Origin of the sequence: Runella sp. CRIBMP (genome assembly GCF_009905605.1) — a bacterium.
In the GTDB taxonomy this organism is placed as follows: domain Bacteria; phylum Bacteroidota; class Bacteroidia; order Cytophagales; family Spirosomataceae; genus Runella.
Window position 1 is genome coordinate 249,806 of sequence record NZ_JAAAKZ010000001.1, and the last position, 18,062, is coordinate 267,867.

Consider the following 18,062-nt stretch of genomic DNA (forward strand, 5'->3'; position numbering starts at 1 on the left):
TGGGGCTGTTTACCTCGGCCCTTTTTCTTTAAAAGTCAAATAGTAGTTTTGTGGAGAGCCTTTCTTTTATCTGAAAATACTGGACAATTATGAGAAATACGTTTTATCTCTGCGCGTTACTTTTTGCGCTTTCAATCAGTTCGTTTGGACAGAAAAAGAAAAAAGTTGCTGCGACCAAAGACGCCATTTTGGTTTTTTCCAAGACAAAAGGCTATCGTCATGCGTCTATTCCGAAGGGAAGAGAAGCCCTAGTGCTGATGGGGCAACAGAATAAATTTTCGGTAGATACTACTGAGGATGCCTCCGTTTTTACGCTCGAAAATCTAAAAAAATATAAGGCAGTTGTGTTTTTGAGTACCACGGGTAATATTCTGGACGAAACACAGCAGGCCGCTTTTGAACAATACGTTCGCGGTGGTGGCGGTTTTGTGGGCATCCACGCAGCGGCTGATACTGAATATGACTGGCCTTGGTACAATCAATTGGTTGGCGCTTATTTTTTGAGTCACCCCAAGCAGCAAAATGTGGATGTGGTAGTCCATGACCATACGCACCCTTCTACGGTGATGCTGCCCGACCGCTGGAAGCGTTTTGACGAACTTTACAGTTATAAAAAGATAATATTAGGTATCAAAGTCTTAGCTACGCTCGATGAAAGTACGTACCAGGGAGGTGCCAATGGCGTAAACCACCCGTTTATATGGTACCGTGAGTTTGATGGAGGCCGTTCTTTCTATACAGGAGGAGGCCATACAGATGAGTCGTATGTTGAACCCTTATTTGTGCAACATTTGCTGGGGGGAATAGAGTATGCGATGGGTCGTAAATCCGCAAAGAAACCGATGTAAGGGGTTACGTTGGTAATTTAGTACAATCACGCGCAGTCGGTTCTTTATCTTAAAGGGCCGGCTGCGTTTTTTTTGGGCTTTTTTGAGGAGAGAATTCCCCAGTTTAACGCCTGATACGCGTTGGAATGCGTTTTTTACTATGAATCGAAACAAAATAGTAAAATCATGAAAACGAATGTATTACTGCTGGCATTACTCTTGGTTCAGGGAGTATCTTGGGCGCAGGATGGAACAAAATTTTTTAGTTTGGGTCTTCGGGCAGGGGCGAATCTTTCGCAGGTGAGAGGCAATGATTTATCACTCGGTAATAACGCCAACACCTGGCAATTGAGTGATAAAAGCAACCGAGTATGGGGAGCTACGGGAGGGATTTTTATGAGAATTGGCCGTACTTTTTATGTACAACCCGAAATTATGTTTTCCCAAAAAGGCGGACAATTTAGCCTGTACGATGGTACTGCCACCACTACCAAGAGTTTCAAAATGTCCAATATAGATTTTCCATTGATGTTTGGGGTTAAAATTGCGCGTTTTTTGCGTATCAATGCGGGCCCTGTAGCGGCGTTTAATATCGGCAACAGCGGAAATTTGAAAGATGCTTTCAATGATTATACCAACGAAGATACGTTTGATGACGCTTTTCGTCGTGCATCGTTGGGGTATCAGGCAGGGATTGGAATTGACGTAGGTAAGTTGAATTTTGACCTGCGCTACGAGGGAAATTTAACGGATGTTGTTAAACTTAAATTGGATAACCCGCAGGCACAGGCGCAATTTGAACGCAAACTTAATCTGTTGCAAGCCACCATTGGCTTTGCGTTTTAGACTACATAGTTAAAGCCTAACGGCTTAATAAAGAAGGGTTAAAGGGCCAAAGCAATTTTCTGCTTTCATCCCCTTTAACCCTTCTTTATTTTATTCCTGACAAGGTTATTTCTCAAAAACGTCTTTTTGCCCATTTACCACTTCGTTGGACTTGTTTAAGATTTCTTCCTGCCCGTTTATCTCGTGCTTTTGTGGGTTTGGATTTGTTTGTTTGTCGGGGTCTATTTCGGGCGGAACCGAGGGAATAGGTACCTCAGGTTGGTGTATCTCTGGCTGGGCCGGATGTGGCTTAATCTCGGGCGACGGGTGCGGTGGCGCAGGTGGCGGTGTGGGCTCTTGCCCTGGAGCTGGTGTTTGCATGATTTTGGTGTTTATTTTAGTGATATGAATGTGTAGAAAAATCAAAAACCCATGCCAGTCTTTTTGGGGAACATTTACCTCAAATTCGTTTTTTCTCGCTTTGGAATGGGAATTTTATTGAGAGGGTAATCAAAACAGTGAACAGCTATGCCTCCAATTCCTCAAAATTTTCAGTTGCCGTACGTGGCCCGGTTGGCCTTTGCACTTATCAGTATTACGATACTGGTTTATTGGATGTATGTTTTAGATTCGATTATAACACTTCTTTTATTCTCAGTTATTATTTCGATTGCGCTGTATCCGCTTACGGCTTGGCTTGAGCGAAAGGGTTTTCCCCGGATGCTGGCCATTACGGTTTCTATTTTGGCGTTTTCGCTGGTTGCGGCGGGTATTGCTACTTTGTTGGTGTATCAAGTCACTGATTTTACGACGATGCTTCCGCAATTGATTCAAAAAATAAATGCCTCTCTCAACAAATTGCAGCTTTGGGCTTACGATAGGTTCAATATTCCGCCCAGTCGTCAGTTGAAAGAAATTCAAAAGTACTATCAAAATATGGCCGAAGGCGGCGGTGCGCTGGTAGGGACTGCTGTCACTACAACTACTTCTATGCTAGGAAATCTGTCGATTTTGCCCGTTTATATCTTTTTTCTGTTGTATTACCGGGATATGTTTCGTCAGTTTTTTTGTAAAGTGTTTGTTTCTGCCAAAAAAACGCAAGTCCATGAAGTGCTGGACAAAATCTATGAAGTGGTACACAGCTACTTATCAGGGCTCTTTATCGTGACACTCATTGTAGGTACGCTCAATTCGGTCGGCCTATTGATATTAGGGATTCCGTCGGCGATTTTCTTTGGGTTTCTGGCGGCAATGTTGCTGATTATCCCCTACATAGGTATTTTAATTGGCTCTATTTTGCCCATTGTTGTGGCGTTAGTTACCAAGGATTCACCCATGTATGCGTTGGGTGTGGCGGGTATTTTCTTTTTTGTACAAATGCTCGAAGGAAACGTCATCACCCCCTACATTGTAGGTTCAAAGATAAGTGTAAACCCTTTAATTGCCATCGTTGGCTTATTTTTAGGCGGTTCTCTTTGGGGGATTGCGGGGCTGGCTTTGGCGCTGCCACTTACGGCCATCATTAAGGTGGTCTTTGATGCCGTAGATTATTTAAAACCATACGGATACTTGATGGGAGAACCAGACATCTCGAAAGAACGCGCCGTAAAAAGCCGGAAAGTACAACAAATCGAACGCGAAGTTGTGGACACCATTACTGATACAACCAACGAAGTAAAGTCACTTTTTAAGAAAAAACGCGCTGGGAAATCGACTGTTTAGTAAAGATGGGGAAATTATTGCCCATTCTTGATGCGGTTTCCCCACTTTCGGAACGGGACTTATTTGGCATGAAATTTTTGATTTCTAGGGCATAATTATGAAAACTTTATGTTTAATACTACACAACCATGGAAATCGAATCTGTAGCAAAGTATCCTAAAAGCGAAGTCGCCGGCATGGGGGCAAATGCCACGGAAACAGGAGTATCGTTTAGGGTTTGGGCACCCAACGCCCAAAAAGTATTTGTCATGGGCGACTTCAATGACTGGGACCGAAGTACCATTCCGCTGTTGCAGGAACAAAACGGCTATTGGTCGGTAGAAGTACCCGAAGCAACCGCTGGACAGCAATATAAATATGTATTGAAGACAAAAGCGGGAGAATTGATAAAAAATGACCCTTATGCGCGAGAATTGACCAATTCAATCGGCAACAGTATTATACATAATCCTGCTTTTGACTGGGAAAGCGAAGATTTTCGTATTCCTGATTGGAACGAAATGGTAATCTATGAACTTCACGTCGGCACTTTCAATGTCAAGGAAAAAGGAAAGCCTGGAGATTTTTATGGAGTCATCGAACGCCTCGATTATTTGAAAGCGCTGGGTGTCAATGCCATCGAAATTATGCCCGTGGCTGAATTCCCAGGCGGGCATTCGTGGGGCTACAACCCCGCTCATCCTTTTGCGGTTGAATCAGAATACGGCGGTCCAACTGGGCTGAAAGCTTTGGTGAAGGCTGCTCATGCTGCAGGAATCGCGGTGATACTTGACGTGGTTTATAACCATTTTGGCCCCACCGATATGGACTTGTGGCAGTTTGACGGCTGGCAGGAAAATGGAATGGGCGGTATTTATTTTTACAACGACTGGCGTGCCAAAACCCCGTGGGGCGATACCCGACCCGATTATGGCCGTGCAGAAGTGCGTCAATACATTAGAGATAATGCCTTGATGTGGCTGGAAGACTACCATATTGATGGATTACGAATGGATATGGTGCCTTACATTAGGAATGTGAACGCAGATGAAAATCCTGCCAACGATTTGAAAGATGGGTATAGCCTGATTCAGTGGATTAATTCTGAAATTCACAATCGGTTTCCAGGGCGTTTTACCGTAGCGGAAGACCTCCACTGCCTAGATTTTATCACTGCCCCCGTCGAACACGGCGGATTGGGCTACAGTAGTCAGTGGGATGGTGGCTTTGTACATCCGATTCGGAAAGCAATTATTGACATGCACGATGAAGGCCGCAATATGAATGCAGTGGCGGCGTCTATTACGCATCGTTACAACAATGACGCATTTCAACGCGTGATTTATACTGAGTCGCACGATGAAGTATCCAACGGGCAGGCCCGAGTGGTACAGGAAATAGCTGGTCAGGACGATGTCAACACGTGGTACGCCAAAAAACGCGCCACGCTCGGAGTGGCACTGATGATGACCGCCCCGGGAATTCCGATGTTGTTTCAGGGGCAGACAATTTTGGCCAATCGGTGGTTTGATGACCAAGATCCCCTTGATTGGAATCGTTTTTCAGAATTTAAAGGGATTACAAAACTGCACCGCGACCTGATTCATTTAAGGCTCAATAAGCGGGGTTATACGCGGGGCCTTTCGGGGCAACATGTGCAGATATTAAACGTAGATAATGACCGTAAGCTGATTGCTTTTCACCGTTGGAAAGACGGCGGCGCAGGAGATACCACGGTGGTAGTGATGAACTTCTCGCATCAGGCCATTGACAATTATTCATTAACGTTTCCTGAAGAGGGAGTCTGGAAAATCAGATTCAACAGCGACTGGGAGGGTTATGACAGTGACTTTGAAAACTATTTCAGCTTCGATACCGAAGCCTTAGGGCATCGCGAGAACGCCCTATTTGTGGCAACAGTGTCCATTGGACCGTATAGTACAATTATTTATTCAAAAGAATAATGCATGTTTCACTTAAAACCAACCAAACAAAAAAGTATGAAAACGGTAAAAACGCTCACAATATCAATGATGGTTTCTGGGGTACTGATAATGGCAGGTTGCTCGCGCGACGATAAGCGCGAAGCCGCCGACAGCGTACAGGACGCTCAGGAAAAAGTAGAAAATACGGCCGATAACGTAGCCGAAGATGTCAAAGAAGCAGGCAATGAAACGGCTGCTGAAATAGAAGCCGAACGCAAGGAAATATCGGCAAAAATAGAAGAGCGCAAAGTGGCTCTTAAAAATGAAATGGACCGGATTGACCGAAAAATCAAAACGACTTCGGCCAAAGAAAAAGAAAAATGGCAGGCTCGCCGGGACGACTTGAAAGAAGATATGAACGAATTGGATATGCAATTGGCAGAAGTGAAAAAAGACGTAAAACGCGACTGGAAACAGTTTAAGCGGGATGTAAATGCCAAAATTGACAAGATTCAGGAAGACATCGAAAAGTAATGCGTACGTAGCGAGAGCCAAGCTGTGACACTCACGGCTTGGCTCTATTTAAAACAGAATACTCAACGTTGAGAATATAAATATTAAATCGAAAGCGGAGAATGGAAAGTGTGAAAGAGTCGATAAAGATGCAGTTTAGAAAACTGTGGTCGCTGTACCTGTGCCGCCGGCAATTGTGCAAGCAGCTCGAAAAGGAGGTATTTTCTGATGACAGGCAGGCATTTGTCCGGCATTTTTACAATGAAACCGATCTTTTTTTGAAGGAAGTTAGCCAGTTTGATTGGGTAAGGGGGCATGTGTGTCTGCCAATTGTCAAGGATTGTAAAAGTTTGCAGGATACCGATAGACAGCTACTCAAGACCTACACGGGCTTACAGGCAGATGCATCATGGGAGCTAGAATACCCAGAATTGGCCCGTTTTTTACTGCGTAATTTGAGCCGAATAAGGGCCTCGCTTCGATTATTGCGTTATTTGACCCCATCAGGATTGTAAACAAAACGATACTCAACATTTTGCATTACCTTTATCTTCTCTAAATTTTATTCATTTTACGCATCACCCACCGTCATGAAACTCAAAGGAAAAAGTGTGTTTAAATACACTGTCAATAATCCTACGCCCGTACAAATGCTGCTGCGGTCGAGGCGGCAAGAAGGGCAATCAATCATCAGAGAAGAATTCAGCATTGACCCTGTCATACCTTTTGTAGAATTTATCGATCAGTTCGGCAATCAGTGCCAACGAGCCGTTTTGCCTGTGGGTGATGTTACTATCACCATGGAAGCAGAAGCGCTTGTTGAGCCGGGTTTGGTTCCGCCGCAACCGTTGCCCGCGTATGTACCCGTAGAACAACTTCCCGATGAAGTCATGATGTTTTTGTTGCCCAGCCGTTATTGCCAATCAGATCTGTACGAAATCAACAATTTAGCCTTTGAAATTGTCGGAAATCTTGACCCAGGCTACGCGCAGGTAGAAGCTATCAGAAACTGGATTCATCAAAATATTAGCTACCAATACAACACCTCTAGCTCCGTAACTACGGCTTTGGATACTATTTATCAGCGCGTGGGCGTGTGTCGTGATTTTACCCATCTGGGCCTTGCCCTAACCCGTAGTCTTTCGATTCCGGCACGTATGACAGTGGGCTATTTGGACAAGCTGGAATACATGGATTTACATGCGTGGTTTGATGCCTTTGTGGGCGGAAAATGGTACACGTTTGATGCGGTGCAGGCCCAAACGCACGGAAGCAGAATTGTGATTGGATACGGCCGTGATGCGGCTGATGTGGCGATGATTACGCAATTTGGAAATGCGCAGCTTTTATCACTTGAAGTGACAACGGAAGAAATAATGGACTGAAGAGTGTTGAGGTGCTAAATTGCCATAGAAGGCGAACAAGAAGAGGTATGGGCCAAATGAAGCCGCAGATTTTTGATGGCGAGACGTAAACGGGTTTTGACGGTTCCCAGCGGTAGTTTGAGGCGGTTGGCGGCTTCGATTTGCGTGTAGCCTCCCCAATAGACCATCTCAATGAGGGTTTTTTGCTCATAACTGAGGCGTGAGACCAACTCCCGGAGTTCGTTGTGCTCTATCTCACCAAATACCGTCTGATTGCTCTCAATCCAATGGATAGAGGAATCAAGGTCTTGAATATCATTGCGTTGTCCTCTCAAATAATCAATCGAGCTATTGCGAGCGATGTTGAGCATCCACGTAAAAAAACGTCCCTTTTCTGAGTCGTATCGGTTTATATTTGCCCAGATTTTGATAAATATTTCTTGGAGTAAGTCTTGGGCAGGCTCTTCCTTTACCACAATTTTGAGGACTACTCCGTGCAGCGCGCCTGAATAATTTGTGTACAGATAGTTAAACGCATGGCGGTCTTGGGTGAGAAGCCTACCGATTAGCTCGCTTTCTGAATAGATAAGTACATTGTTTTTCATAGGGCGATTCTTTATAAATAAATGGTGTCGAGGACTTGGTTAAGGCAAGGTTTATGTACTTAATGATTTGTTAAGGAGGGCTGTGAGGTAAAGTCTAGTTGCTATTTAATTGTTGACTTAACCTATCACTAACGTAGTTTCAAAGCATCCTGCTCCGCTTGGGTACTGTTGGTGCGGGGAGTAAGGGTCTGAATAATTTTGAGAGAACTTTCAATGTCGGCTTGTTGGCGAAGCAGCACTCCTTTAAGTTCATCATCAGCTTTGATAGACTCGTCGTTGAGGGCTTTTTCGTACGCCTCAATGGCCGATTTGTCCCCAAACTCGCAAGATTCCAGAAGAGCGATTCGGTCATGCTGTTGGAGAGCTGCTTTAAAATTCAGCCACGTTCGGTGAATTATGCCCGCGGTTGTGCCGCCCAAGGCAGGCTCGCCGCCCATGTCCTTAATGTATGCGCTTAAAGTTTCTGAAAAATTAATACTCTCGTTGAGGCGGCTCGAAAAGAGCTGTTCCAAATCGGCATCTTTTGTTTCAAGAGAGGCCTGATGATAGCCTGCAATCCGATCATTGTTGATTTGAACGAGCCCATTAAGGATGCCGATTGTATCTTGTTGATTGGGATTCATGAGATGTTGATGCTGAGGGTGTTGTATTGCATCATAAAAATCAATACCCGCCCATTTTAGGGTAATATTGAGGAAATCTCCGCTGCTAATGAGGCGTTTCTGCCCCTGATTTTAGACATTTTGGCGCTGGCACTTGATTTTCTTGTGTGTTATCAGTTCAACAAGACTATTTACCTAACGCAGCAACATCATGGACGAATTGGAAAATAGCGGTCTCAAAAAAGAAGCGGAAAGAAAAGAGCTGGAAAAAGAGAGCGTGAGTGACGATAAGAAATCCCAAAAAATGTCCGCTCAAACAATCTTTTTGTTTGTAATAATCATTGGTATCGTGTTGATGATATTTGCGTATGCAAGCGGTTATTTCACGGCTGGAGGCCCCCAAGGAGACCGAAGAATGGGCCCCGTAAATGCGCAAGATTCAGCGATGGTCAACAAAAGTGATACCATCATTGGGAATTAATTATTTCAATACACCATAAATTCAAACTACATGAAAACGACCAAAGAAGAATTGCTCGAAGAAGCGGCAAAACACAAAGCCGAAACTGCCGAAAAGAAAGGGGAAGTCCTAAAATCAGAATTGAAGGAAAAGGTGGACGACCTAAAAATAGGAGCCGTTGATTTGGCCGAAAAAGCCAAAGATAAATGGGAAGATGTCAAAGATAAGGCCAAAGATGTATGGGAAGATACCAAAGACAAAGCCGAAGAAATTGCCGACCGGGCGGCGGCTAAAAAGAAAGAAATGAAAGAAGATTTGAGCTGAAATCGGTACAAAATCTCACGGTGATAGAACGATGCTCCAGACGGTACTTTTAAAGTATTGTTCTGGAGCATTTTTATGGCCCAATCATTGAGCATTATGACGGGGATTTATGGGCACAATTGCCCATTTTATTATTCTTGTTTACCAATCATCCACCAACACAAGCGTATCGGCAGTGAGCTAGCAGCATAGAAAATCCGTGAAGGTCGTCGAATTTGAACGAAAAAGAGGAAGGTGTGGGAAATAGCGTTAGCCGCGTAGATAAAAATGTATTTATTTAGATAATGATTTTTTCAATTTTGGTCATATCTAGCGGCTTCTCCACAAAACCGTCTGCGCCTGAAAGCAGCGCCCGATCTCGCAGGCCACTCATGGCCGTAATCATGACTAATTTAGAAGCAGGGGCTTTTCTACGAAATTCTTTGATTTGTTCAATTCCAATCCCGTCGGGAAGGTTGTTGTCCAGAAAAATGATAGCGGGTTGTTCTTCGGTTGCTTTTTGAAGTCCCTCGGCGAGGGTATGCGCCCGTAGGGAGACAATCCCGAAACGTTTTAATACCATTCCTAACAAAAGACAAGTATCTATTTCGTCGTCAATAATTACAGCCTTTTGATTAGAACTGGAAAAGGCCTTGTTACTCATTTTAGTTAATTAATTAGGTGGTTAATAAATACATTTTACATTTTAAGTTTACTGTGAATGGTCTAATCAAAAAAACCGTGCCAGACTATCAGAGGGGCAGGATAGAAGCTGCTCAATATATCCCAATTTGGGGAAAAGTGTCTACGGATTTTTTTTAGTGCCTGCATAATGTGGCAAAGTCAGGGGTGGAATAAAGTTTTTATTACTGCTTATGTCAAATTGTTTAATTTTTATAAAATCCTTTAAACGCACATTGCCATGACAAGTAATTCAAAAATAGTATTAGGCCTCGTTACCGCTGCGGCGGCGGGCGCAGTGATTGGGCTATTGTTTGCTCCTGAAAAAGGAACAGAAATCCGTGACAAAGTACGTGAAACCGCCAATGGATTTGCGTCAGATTTGCTGGATGCACTTCAGCGCGGTCGCCAACAGTATACTGAGATAAAAGACAATGTTGAAGACACCGCAAAAGAACTGAAATCGAAAGCAGAAGACAGAATCTCGGAAGTAAAAGACCGCGTAAGCGATGAAGTAGACCACGTCAAAAATAAAGCGCAACGTTACGCTTAGTGAATGAGATACCCATTAATTTCTGCGGGATGGCCTTTGTTTTGGCCATCCCGCAGAAATTAAAACCCCAGTTGAGCCATGCAAGTAATAGATTCTGCCAATGAGATTAAAGAGCGTGCAACCGACTGGTTTGACAACGCTTCCGATTATTTTGAAGCCCGTTGGAACTTGGGCGTTTTGGATATGTCCGAAAAAACGGCGAGTGCCGTATCAAGCCTTGCTTCGGTGCTTATTATAGGGACCGTCGGGACCATTGCGTTACTTTTTGTGAGTTTGGGAGTGGCTTGGCTCATTGGTGAGCGCCTCAACAGTCCCGCCTTTGGGTATTTGATTGTAGGAGGTTTTTATGCACTTGTATGCATTATCCTGTTTTTAGTGAAAGACAGTTTAATCAAAGTGCCTATCGTCAATGCTTTTATAAAAAGATTTTATTATGAAAACTAAGCTCGAATCGTTGGACGATGTACGCGCCGAACGGGCCCGTTTGAAAAACCAACTCGCACTGTCGCAGGTGAAAATGCGGAAAGACATTACGGCCATTAAAACAGAAATAAACCCGGCGCGTCAGGCGGTGGGTGCATTACGTGATTTGTTGACGACCCCCAAAAAAGGATTGCTCAGCGTTGGGGTAGGTATCGGAGTGGATATTTTACTTAAAAGGGGGCTATTGGCGCGTGCTGGATGGCTACCGAGATTGGTTGTACCTTTTGTTGCGCGAAATTTGGCCACCAATCTTATCTATAAAAATCGAACTTCGCTCCTTGAAAACGCCCTGATGTGGGTGAAAAAGAAGACCGAAAAGAAACCCGAATTAAAGACAGATGGGCAGCAAAAATTTTTGCCGCCCGCTAAAGATGTTGTGGCCAACGGATATACATCAAGCGCTGGGAATCAAGTTGTTCCCCCAGTTGTGAGCGTCAATTAAGAAACCGAGCGGTTTCTGGAACCACGGGAAGTTGGCTAACCTTTACCCAAAATTTAATGAGGGTAGAGATGGTATCGTTAAAAACATCAAAAGACGAAGGCTTGGCTATATAGCAGTTGGCCCCCAATTCATAACAGTCGTTGATGTCTTGCTCAGATTTAGAGGTTGTCAGAACCACTACTGGTATTTTTCGTAAATGAGGTTCTGATTTTAGAATTCTCAACACTTCTCGCCCGTCCATTCGGGGCATATTCAAATCCAGTAAAATCAGACCTACCGAATATTCGTTATTACTGTGGCGAATATATTCAATGAGTTCAAGCCCATCTTTCACATAGACGGTAGGATTAACCAATCCGCAATCATCAAACACCGATTGGAGCAAAAAACGGTCATCGGCGTCATCGTCAGCTATTAAAATGGTGGCTTGTTTGTTCATAAATTATTGACGGGGTTATCGCCAGAGTTTCAGGTAGGTAAATATACATGAAAAATTGAACCTTCCTGATTTGGTTTTGCTTCGGCAACAATAAATCCGTTGTGGTTGGTCACAATCCGACGACAAAGTGCAAGGCCAATGCCAGTTCCTTCGTATTCCGTTCGGTTGTGTAAACGTTGAAAAATAATAAAAATCTTTTCTGAATAGATGGGGTCAAATCCAATCCCATTATCCATAAACGAAATACGGTGGTAAATGTTATCCTTTTGGATATCTCCTAGATTGGGCAGCTCACTGCCATTGACTTTTTGGCAGTCGATTTCAATGATGGGTGGCGTGTCAGCTTTACTGTATTTAATGGCATTGGAAATCAGGTTGTTAAATAATTGAAAAAGTTGAAATTCTACGCCTTGTACAGTAGGCAAAACTTCAGAAATAATTGTTACCTTTTTTTGTTCAATCAAATCGTTTAGTTCGTCTTTTACATCCCTAAAAACTGAATTCAGGTTTACCTCTTCAAATATACGTTCGCGCAAATTAGCCGTTCGTGAAAACATCAGCAAGTCATCAATCAGTTGCTGCATTCTAATCGCCGATTGATTGATTTTAAGAAGAGTGGTTTTGCCATCTTCTGTCAGCAGGTCACTTTGTTTCATTTTCAGGCGTTCGCCAAAGGCCCTTATCTTGCGCAGCGGTTCTTGCAAATCGTGCGAGGCCACGTATGCAAACTGTTCCAGTTCGGCGTTGGCTCGTTCCAAATCGGTCAGTTTTTCTTCGAGGGTTTTCTGAAAAGCAATTCGTCGACGTAGCTCAATGTACAGAAGTCGAAAAAACACCAATAAAAACGCTAGTGAAACCGCCGAGAGCAGCAGCAGAAAAAAGTTGGTATTCTCATCGGCTTCTTTTTGAAGGATGCTCCGGTAGGTCAAAAGCTCCCGCTCTTCGTTGTCCAGTTCTTTACATAAGCTTCTGATATTTTCCATGTGATTTTTGCCGTCACTCAATTTCACCGTGTCAATTCCGTATCCGTTGCGTGTTCTTTCAATATTAAATTCAATCAGGGTAATTCGCCGGCTTATTTCTTTTTTGATACTGTCTACTCTTTTTTGTTGGCGCGGGTTATCTCTTACCAGTAAATCCATCGACCTCAAAATTCCTTTCATACTGCTTCGTCCTTCGCCATAAGGTTGTAGATACTTTTCATCTTTGGTCAATAAATAGCCGCGTTCGCCCGTTTCGATTGTATTAATGGTGGCAAGTATATCTTTGTTTTTGAGTCTAACTCGGTAGGTGTGATTGACGGATTGAGTACGATTATTTGACTCTACACTGCGATCATAAGCCAACCAACTTAAGAAAATCAGCATGGCTAAACTAACCCCCATTGCTAAAAATATTCCTAAAAGAGCATTTCGTAAAATCATAAGAAAATATAATTGAGGTGTTTTGTCCACATATTTTTGTGGAAAAAATTGCCCATTTTGGGCAAAAAACAGCAATATGAGAAAACTATAAAATTAGTAACGTTGTTTTATTAAAAAAGTTTTTAAGTATAAATGCCTGATTAGAAGTATTTTGTTGAAAGTTACATAAAGAAAGAAGGCTTTTACGTAATTCATTGAATCTCTGAGGCATCCGATTTGGTACTTAACTACCAAAAAATGTTGTCCAACCATGGCGGCTCCCATGCTAAACCTTATTCAATCGCAGAAACAAACGCTGAAGATATCTCCAGCGCAAATACAACTGCTCAATTTTCTGCAACTCAATACGCTCGAACTTGAGCAACATATAAAAAATGAACTCGAAGACAATCCTATTCTGGAAGAAGGACCGGAGGATTCGAATGAGGAATTTGATGCGGCTGATGAGGGCGGATTAATCACAAAAGCCGAAGACCGAACCCAAGACTATATGGACTGGGACGAGTTTAGGGATGATGATACCCCCGATTATCGCACCCGAATCAATAATTTTTCAGATGACGATAACGAGTATACGCCCATGATGGCAGAAATCACCACTTGGCGCGACGAACTCAAAGAGCAATTTCACCTCTTGGCGCTCAACGAACGTCAGCGGTTATTGTCGGATTTTGTCGTGGATTCATTGACCGACAGCGGCTACCTCACCTACAGCGCCGGTGCCATTGCCGACGATGTGTCGTTTACGAGCGGGATGTTTGTGGAAGAGGAGGAGGTGCAAGAAATCATTCAGTTGCTTCGAAAAATGGACCCGCCGGGGCTGGGCGCACGCGATTTGCAGGATTGTTTGTTGTTGCAGTTGGAGCGTTTGCAAGGCCCCGATGTGGCCATCTCAACGAAGTTGATTAAAAATAATTTTGAGGATTTTGCGGCTCGTAATTACGAGAAACTGATGAAATCCAACAACATCACTTCCGACCAACTCAAATCTATTGTAGCCCTCATCGGTACGCTTAACCCACAACCGGTAATTGGTAGCCAAACGGATAGTTTGGTCATCAAGGACAATATTGTGCCTGACTATATCATCACCGTTGACGGAGATTTGATTGATGTAGAACTCAACAATCGGCGGATTCCCCCCTTGAAAATCAACAAGTCGTACGCCAAAGAAGTGGGAGGAACTCGGGCCGCCAATACGTACGTAAACTCAAAACTAAACGCCGCCAATTGGCTCATTGAAGCTATTCAGCAGCGCGAAAATACCATGCTGAAGTCGATGCGAACCATCGTAAAACTTCAGGAAGACTATTTTAAAACGGGCAATGTGAGATTGCTCAAACCCATGGTATTGCGTGATGTAGCCGAGCGCATTAATATGGATGTTTCGACGATTTCGAGGGTGACTAGCGGCAAATACGCCCAAACACCTTTTGGCGTTATTCACCTCAAAGACCTCTTTACGGAGGGAGTTCTGACCCAAAGTGGCGAAGAAGTTTCCAATCGTCAGATTCAGTTGGTATTGGCCGAATTAGTGTCTAAAGAAGACAAGCAGCATCCTTTTAATGATTTTCAATTGGCTGAAATGTTGGCCGAGCGCGGTTATCCCGTGGCCCGCCGGACAGTAGCCAAATACCGCGAACAAATGGATATTCAAGCCGCTTCGTTGCGGAGAGTTTTATAACCTGAATCGGCCAACCGCGTATACGTTGGGCAGATGAGAAAAATAGAGTTGAAAATAAATCAAATCGCAGCTGTATAAATGGCCTTCGTTACTCAAACCAGCGAGCCTTTATCAATAAAAGCGAAACAACCTCTTGAACGTTTAAGTTAGATGGCACAGAAAATTTTGGTTATAGACGACGACACCGACATTTGCTTACTATTACGTCGTTTTTTGAGCAAACACGGTTTTGAGGTGGCGGTGGCCCACAACGGTGTCACAGGCTTGGCAATTTTGGAAGAATTTCATCCCGATTTGGTCCTTACCGATTTCAAACTCGGCGACATGGACGGGGCCACGATTTTGACGCGCATCAAAGAAAAATTCCCTCACCTGCCTGTGTTGATTATCACGGGCTATTCTGACATCAAAACGGCCATCAATGTCATGAAGCAGGGGGCGTATGACTATATCACAAAACCGCTCTTTCCAGATGAGATTTTACTTACGATTCGGAAAGCGCTCAATCACTCACAGGCCCATGAGCAGGGTGGGCAGTTTGCCGAAGAAGCAGCCCCTGCGACGCCCGGAAGCGCAACGCGCCGAAAAAGCACGCAAGCTCATTATATTTTTGGGGAAGGTCCCGAATCAACCTATCTCTACAAGCAGGTTGATTTGGTAGCTCCGACCAATTATAGCGTGCTTATTTACGGCGAAAGCGGCTCTGGAAAAGAAGCCGTTGCGCTCGAAATCCACAAGCGAAGCAAACGCGCTTCTGGTCCCTTTGTGGCAATGGACTGCGGTGCTATATCGCGAGAGCTCGCGGCAAGTGAGCTTTTCGGACACGAAAAAGGCTCTTTTACGGGTGCCCTTGCCCAGAAAATTGGCCACTTTGAAATGGCCAACGGAGGGACACTTTTTTTGGATGAAGTAGGCAATCTTCCCTACGACGTTCAAGTGTCACTTTTGCGGGTGGTGCAGGAACGAAAGCTTAGGCGCATTGGCGGCAACCGCGAAATTGACGTCGATGTGCGCTTGATTGTGGCTTCCAATGAGCGATTAATGGACGCCGCCCGCCGCGGCCGATTCCGGGAAGATTTATATTACCGTTTCAACGAGTTTAGCATTGATGTGCCGCCCCTGCGTGAGCGCCGGTCCGACCTGATGATTTTTGCCCAATTCTTTCTGGATAAAACAAATATTGAACTTGGAAAGCAGGTAAAAGGATTTACGCCCGAAGTTGAAAGGGCTTTTCGCGAATACCCTTGGCCGGGCAATCTACGCGAATTGCGCAACGTCATCAAGCGGTCTACGCTCCTCACCGAAGGCGATTACGTAGATGCCCGTACGTTGCCGTTTGAATTGTTAAATTATGAAAAACTGCTCTTTTTTGATTCAGGGACTTCAACAACCCCTTCCGTTCAAGATTTACCGCCCCCTCAGCCTTATTACGAAGCGCCCGCCGCTCCCAAACCATACACCAGTTCGAAGGTTGACCTCAAATCGGCGGCGTTGGAAGCCGAATATGAAATGATTTTGAACGTACTTAAACAGGTAAATTTTAATAAAAGTAAAGCGGCTCAGGCCTTGGGCATTGATCGGAAAACGCTTTACAATAAAATGAAAAATATAAACTTAAGTAACTGATGCCGCTTGCCGAAGTCCCCGTTGCTGTCCCAAACCCCTTTCGACTTGACCTAACCGGGAAACAAGTAGAAAGGTTGTTTCAGATTTCGCCCGATTTGGTGTACATCATTGACGTGAACCTACGCAAAATGGTGTTTATCAGCAATCGTGTACAAGACATACTGGGCTATACTTACGACGACATTCAGCAGATGGGCGGGTCGCTGATTTCGGTATTGATCCATCCTGACTTAAATCGTTTTGTGGCGGAAACCTACCAACGTTTTGCGGCCCTGAAAGAAGGAGAAACGGCTAAATTTACGTTTGAAATACGCCACAAAAATGGTAGTATTCGCAGTATACGCAGTCGAGCAACGGTATTGACGTACGATGAGCAAGGAAAAAACCACCTCATCCTGAACGTGGCCGAAGATGTCACGGATGCGCTTGCTCATGAGATGGACTTGCAAAAAAAGCAGTATCAAATCAACGAAACTGAGGTTATTTTTAAATGCGGAAGCTGGGAGTGGCAAAAGAATGAAAAGGGGATTCGGTGGTCTGAGGGGCTGTTTAGACTGATGGGGCTTGCGCCAGAGGCTTATCCTGACAAATGCGTGACGAGGGCTTTTTTTGAAAGCTTCATTGTGCCCGAAGATTTGGCCCGCGTCCAAAATTATTCCAAAACGGTATTGGCCGAAAAAAATGATACTTTTCAAATAGAGCACCGCATCATTGATGCCGCTGGAAACCTAAAATACTTGACGTTGAGGGCGCGCTGCCAATACGGAGAAGATGGGCGATTGGAACGCGTGATAGGCGTAGCCGCCGACCGTACCGAAATAGAAACCTATCAAAAAGAATTGGAACGCCGGCTGGTAGCCCTCAAAAAAAGCAACCAAGACTTGGAGCAATTTGCGTATGTAGCCTCGCACGATTTGCAGGAACCCCTGCGTAAAATCATTGCATTCGGCGAACGGTTGGATAAAAAATACAAAGAACAACTCGGGACCGAGGGACAGTTTTTTGTAGAAAGAATGACCAATGCAGCCTATCGCATGAATGGCCTGATTGAAGATTTACTTACTTATTCGCGGGTGTCGCGGCAAACTGAATCGCTTACTTTTATCTCGCTTGAAGAAGTCGTAAAGAATGTAATTGAAGATTTGGAAGTAAAAATTCAGGACAAAAATGCCACGATTAGTATCGACAAACTCCCTACTATTGAGGCACGCCCAGTACAAATGCATCAACTGTTTCTCAATTTAATTGAGAATGCCCTGAAGTTTACCCAGCCATCGGTGGCTCCAGTGGTAACAGTGAAGGCGCGTAAGGCCAACATTCAGGAAATCAAGGGAATCATGCAGATTAACCCCCATGAAACCTATTACAGAGTAAGTGTTTCTGACAATGGAATTGGTTTTGAACCAGAATATGCCGAGCGGATTTTTACTATTTTTCAACGTTTACATGGCCGCTCCGAATACGAAGGTACAGGCTTGGGGCTTGCTATTTGCCGTAAAATAGTAGAATCCAATCATGGGTACATTGAGGCGCACGGAAAAGTAGGTGGTGGAGCCGAATTTATTTTTTATTTACCCCTCAGACAGCATGAGACAAGGTGAGCTG

At 44.2% G+C, this 18,062-nt stretch carries 21 protein-coding genes; 15 read left to right on the forward strand and 6 right to left on the reverse strand.

All coding sequences use genetic code 11. The annotated features are described in order from the left end of the window. Window positions 1-89: 89 nt before the first annotated feature. Together GVN20_RS01055 and GVN20_RS01060 are read left to right on the forward strand one after the other, a co-directional pair. Window positions 90-848 carry a ThuA domain-containing protein gene (locus GVN20_RS01055; protein WP_206023172.1) on the forward strand — a complete coding sequence of 253 codons (759 nt, stop codon included), beginning with the start codon at window positions 90-92 and terminating at the stop codon, window positions 846-848. A 165-nt stretch (window positions 849-1,013) separates the two neighbouring features. Then, complete coding sequence (locus GVN20_RS01060; RefSeq protein WP_166556558.1) at window positions 1,014-1,673, forward strand: porin family protein; 660 nt, start codon at window positions 1,014-1,016, stop codon at window positions 1,671-1,673. A 105-nt stretch (window positions 1,674-1,778) separates the two neighbouring features. Here the strand turns inward: GVN20_RS01060 and GVN20_RS01065 are convergent, their stop codons facing one another. Continuing rightward, complete coding sequence (locus tag GVN20_RS01065) at window positions 1,779-2,033, reverse strand: hypothetical protein (RefSeq protein WP_166556559.1); 255 nt, start codon at window positions 2,031-2,033, stop codon at window positions 1,779-1,781. 147 nt (window positions 2,034-2,180) lie between these two features. On the opposite strand from GVN20_RS01065, the gene GVN20_RS01070 reads away from it, so the two are divergent. From GVN20_RS01070 to GVN20_RS01090, 5 genes are all read left to right on the forward strand, one after another. Next, on the forward strand, window positions 2,181-3,374 hold the full coding sequence (locus tag GVN20_RS01070) for an AI-2E family transporter (RefSeq protein ID WP_166556560.1): 1,194 nt from the start codon (window positions 2,181-2,183) through the stop codon (window positions 3,372-3,374). A gap of 128 nt (window positions 3,375-3,502) precedes the next feature. Further along, complete coding sequence (locus tag GVN20_RS01075) at window positions 3,503-5,317, forward strand: alpha-amylase family glycosyl hydrolase (protein WP_166556561.1); 1,815 nt, start codon at window positions 3,503-3,505, stop codon at window positions 5,315-5,317. 36 nt (window positions 5,318-5,353) lie between these two features. Beyond that, window positions 5,354-5,812 carry a hypothetical protein gene (locus GVN20_RS01080; RefSeq protein WP_166556562.1) on the forward strand — a complete coding sequence of 153 codons (459 nt, stop codon included), beginning with the start codon at window positions 5,354-5,356 and terminating at the stop codon, window positions 5,810-5,812. A gap of 101 nt (window positions 5,813-5,913) precedes the next feature. Then, entirely contained in the window at window positions 5,914-6,306 is a 393-nt protein-coding gene (locus tag GVN20_RS01085; RefSeq protein ID WP_166556563.1) for a hypothetical protein, read from the forward strand. Between the two features lie 75 nt (window positions 6,307-6,381). Continuing rightward, window positions 6,382-7,176, forward strand: a complete 795-nt coding sequence (locus GVN20_RS01090; protein WP_166556564.1) for a transglutaminase family protein — start codon at window positions 6,382-6,384, stop codon at window positions 7,174-7,176. 14 nt (window positions 7,177-7,190) lie between these two features. On the opposite strand, the gene GVN20_RS01095 is transcribed toward GVN20_RS01090, so the two are convergent. Next, window positions 7,191-7,760 carry an RNA polymerase sigma factor gene (locus GVN20_RS01095; RefSeq protein ID WP_166556565.1) on the reverse strand — a complete coding sequence of 190 codons (570 nt, stop codon included), beginning with the start codon at window positions 7,758-7,760 and terminating at the stop codon, window positions 7,191-7,193. Window positions 7,761-7,888: 128 nt separating this feature from the next. Further along, window positions 7,889-8,383, reverse strand: a complete 495-nt coding sequence (locus GVN20_RS01100) for a PA2169 family four-helix-bundle protein (RefSeq protein ID WP_166556566.1) — start codon at window positions 8,381-8,383, stop codon at window positions 7,889-7,891. 190 nt (window positions 8,384-8,573) lie between these two features. On the opposite strand from GVN20_RS01100, the gene GVN20_RS01105 reads away from it, so the two are divergent. Both GVN20_RS01105 and GVN20_RS01110 read left to right on the forward strand, forming a co-directional pair. After that, the gene (locus GVN20_RS01105; RefSeq protein WP_166556567.1) at window positions 8,574-8,843 is read left to right on the forward strand and encodes a hypothetical protein; all 270 of its coding nucleotides are present in this window, start codon (window positions 8,574-8,576) and stop codon (window positions 8,841-8,843) included. A gap of 30 nt (window positions 8,844-8,873) precedes the next feature. Next, window positions 8,874-9,146, forward strand: coding sequence for a YtxH domain-containing protein (locus GVN20_RS01110; RefSeq protein ID WP_166556568.1), 273 nt, complete (start codon window positions 8,874-8,876; stop codon window positions 9,144-9,146). 277 nt (window positions 9,147-9,423) lie between these two features. On the opposite strand, the gene GVN20_RS01115 is transcribed toward GVN20_RS01110, so the two are convergent. Beyond that, window positions 9,424-9,789: a response regulator gene (locus tag GVN20_RS01115; protein ID WP_166556569.1), complete on the reverse strand. Its 366-nt coding sequence runs from the start codon at window positions 9,787-9,789 to the stop codon at window positions 9,424-9,426. A 258-nt stretch (window positions 9,790-10,047) separates the two neighbouring features. On the opposite strand from GVN20_RS01115, the gene GVN20_RS01120 reads away from it, so the two are divergent. The 3 genes from GVN20_RS01120 (at window position 10,048) to GVN20_RS01130 (ending at window position 11,284) form a co-directional block, all read left to right on the forward strand. Beyond that, window positions 10,048-10,359: a YtxH domain-containing protein gene (locus GVN20_RS01120; protein ID WP_166556570.1), complete on the forward strand. Its 312-nt coding sequence runs from the start codon at window positions 10,048-10,050 to the stop codon at window positions 10,357-10,359. Between the two features lie 78 nt (window positions 10,360-10,437). Then, window positions 10,438-10,803 (forward strand): phage holin family protein, encoded by a 366-nt coding sequence (locus GVN20_RS01125; protein ID WP_166556571.1) that lies wholly within the window; start codon window positions 10,438-10,440, stop codon window positions 10,801-10,803. Further along, the gene (locus GVN20_RS01130) at window positions 10,793-11,284 is read left to right on the forward strand and encodes a hypothetical protein (RefSeq protein ID WP_166556572.1); all 492 of its coding nucleotides are present in this window, start codon (window positions 10,793-10,795) and stop codon (window positions 11,282-11,284) included. The genes GVN20_RS01125 and GVN20_RS01130 overlap by 11 nt, the downstream gene beginning before the upstream one ends. Here GVN20_RS01130 and GVN20_RS01135 read toward each other — a convergent pair. After that, a complete protein-coding gene (locus GVN20_RS01135; RefSeq protein WP_166556573.1) occupies window positions 11,277-11,723 on the reverse strand; it encodes a response regulator in 447 nt (148 codons plus the stop codon). The genes GVN20_RS01130 and GVN20_RS01135 overlap by 8 nt on opposite strands. 29 nt (window positions 11,724-11,752) lie before the next feature. Continuing rightward, complete coding sequence (locus GVN20_RS01140) at window positions 11,753-13,147, reverse strand: CHASE3 domain-containing protein (protein ID WP_166556574.1); 1,395 nt, start codon at window positions 13,145-13,147, stop codon at window positions 11,753-11,755. Window positions 13,148-13,409: 262 nt separating this feature from the next. On the opposite strand from GVN20_RS01140, the gene rpoN reads away from it, so the two are divergent. The 3 genes from rpoN to GVN20_RS01155 all read left to right on the forward strand — a co-directional run bounded on the left by rpoN (window position 13,410) and on the right by GVN20_RS01155 (window position 18,058). Beyond that, window positions 13,410-14,831, forward strand: a complete 1,422-nt coding sequence (rpoN, locus tag GVN20_RS01145) for an RNA polymerase factor sigma-54 (protein ID WP_229598937.1) — start codon at window positions 13,410-13,412, stop codon at window positions 14,829-14,831. A 150-nt stretch (window positions 14,832-14,981) separates the two neighbouring features. Then, window positions 14,982-16,457, forward strand: a complete 1,476-nt coding sequence (locus GVN20_RS01150) for a sigma-54 dependent transcriptional regulator (RefSeq protein WP_166556576.1) — start codon at window positions 14,982-14,984, stop codon at window positions 16,455-16,457. Further along, window positions 16,457-18,058, forward strand: coding sequence for a PAS domain-containing protein (locus GVN20_RS01155; RefSeq protein WP_166556577.1), 1,602 nt, complete (start codon window positions 16,457-16,459; stop codon window positions 18,056-18,058). The genes GVN20_RS01150 and GVN20_RS01155 overlap by 1 nt, the downstream gene beginning before the upstream one ends. The last annotated feature ends 4 nt before the right edge of the window (window positions 18,059-18,062 follow it).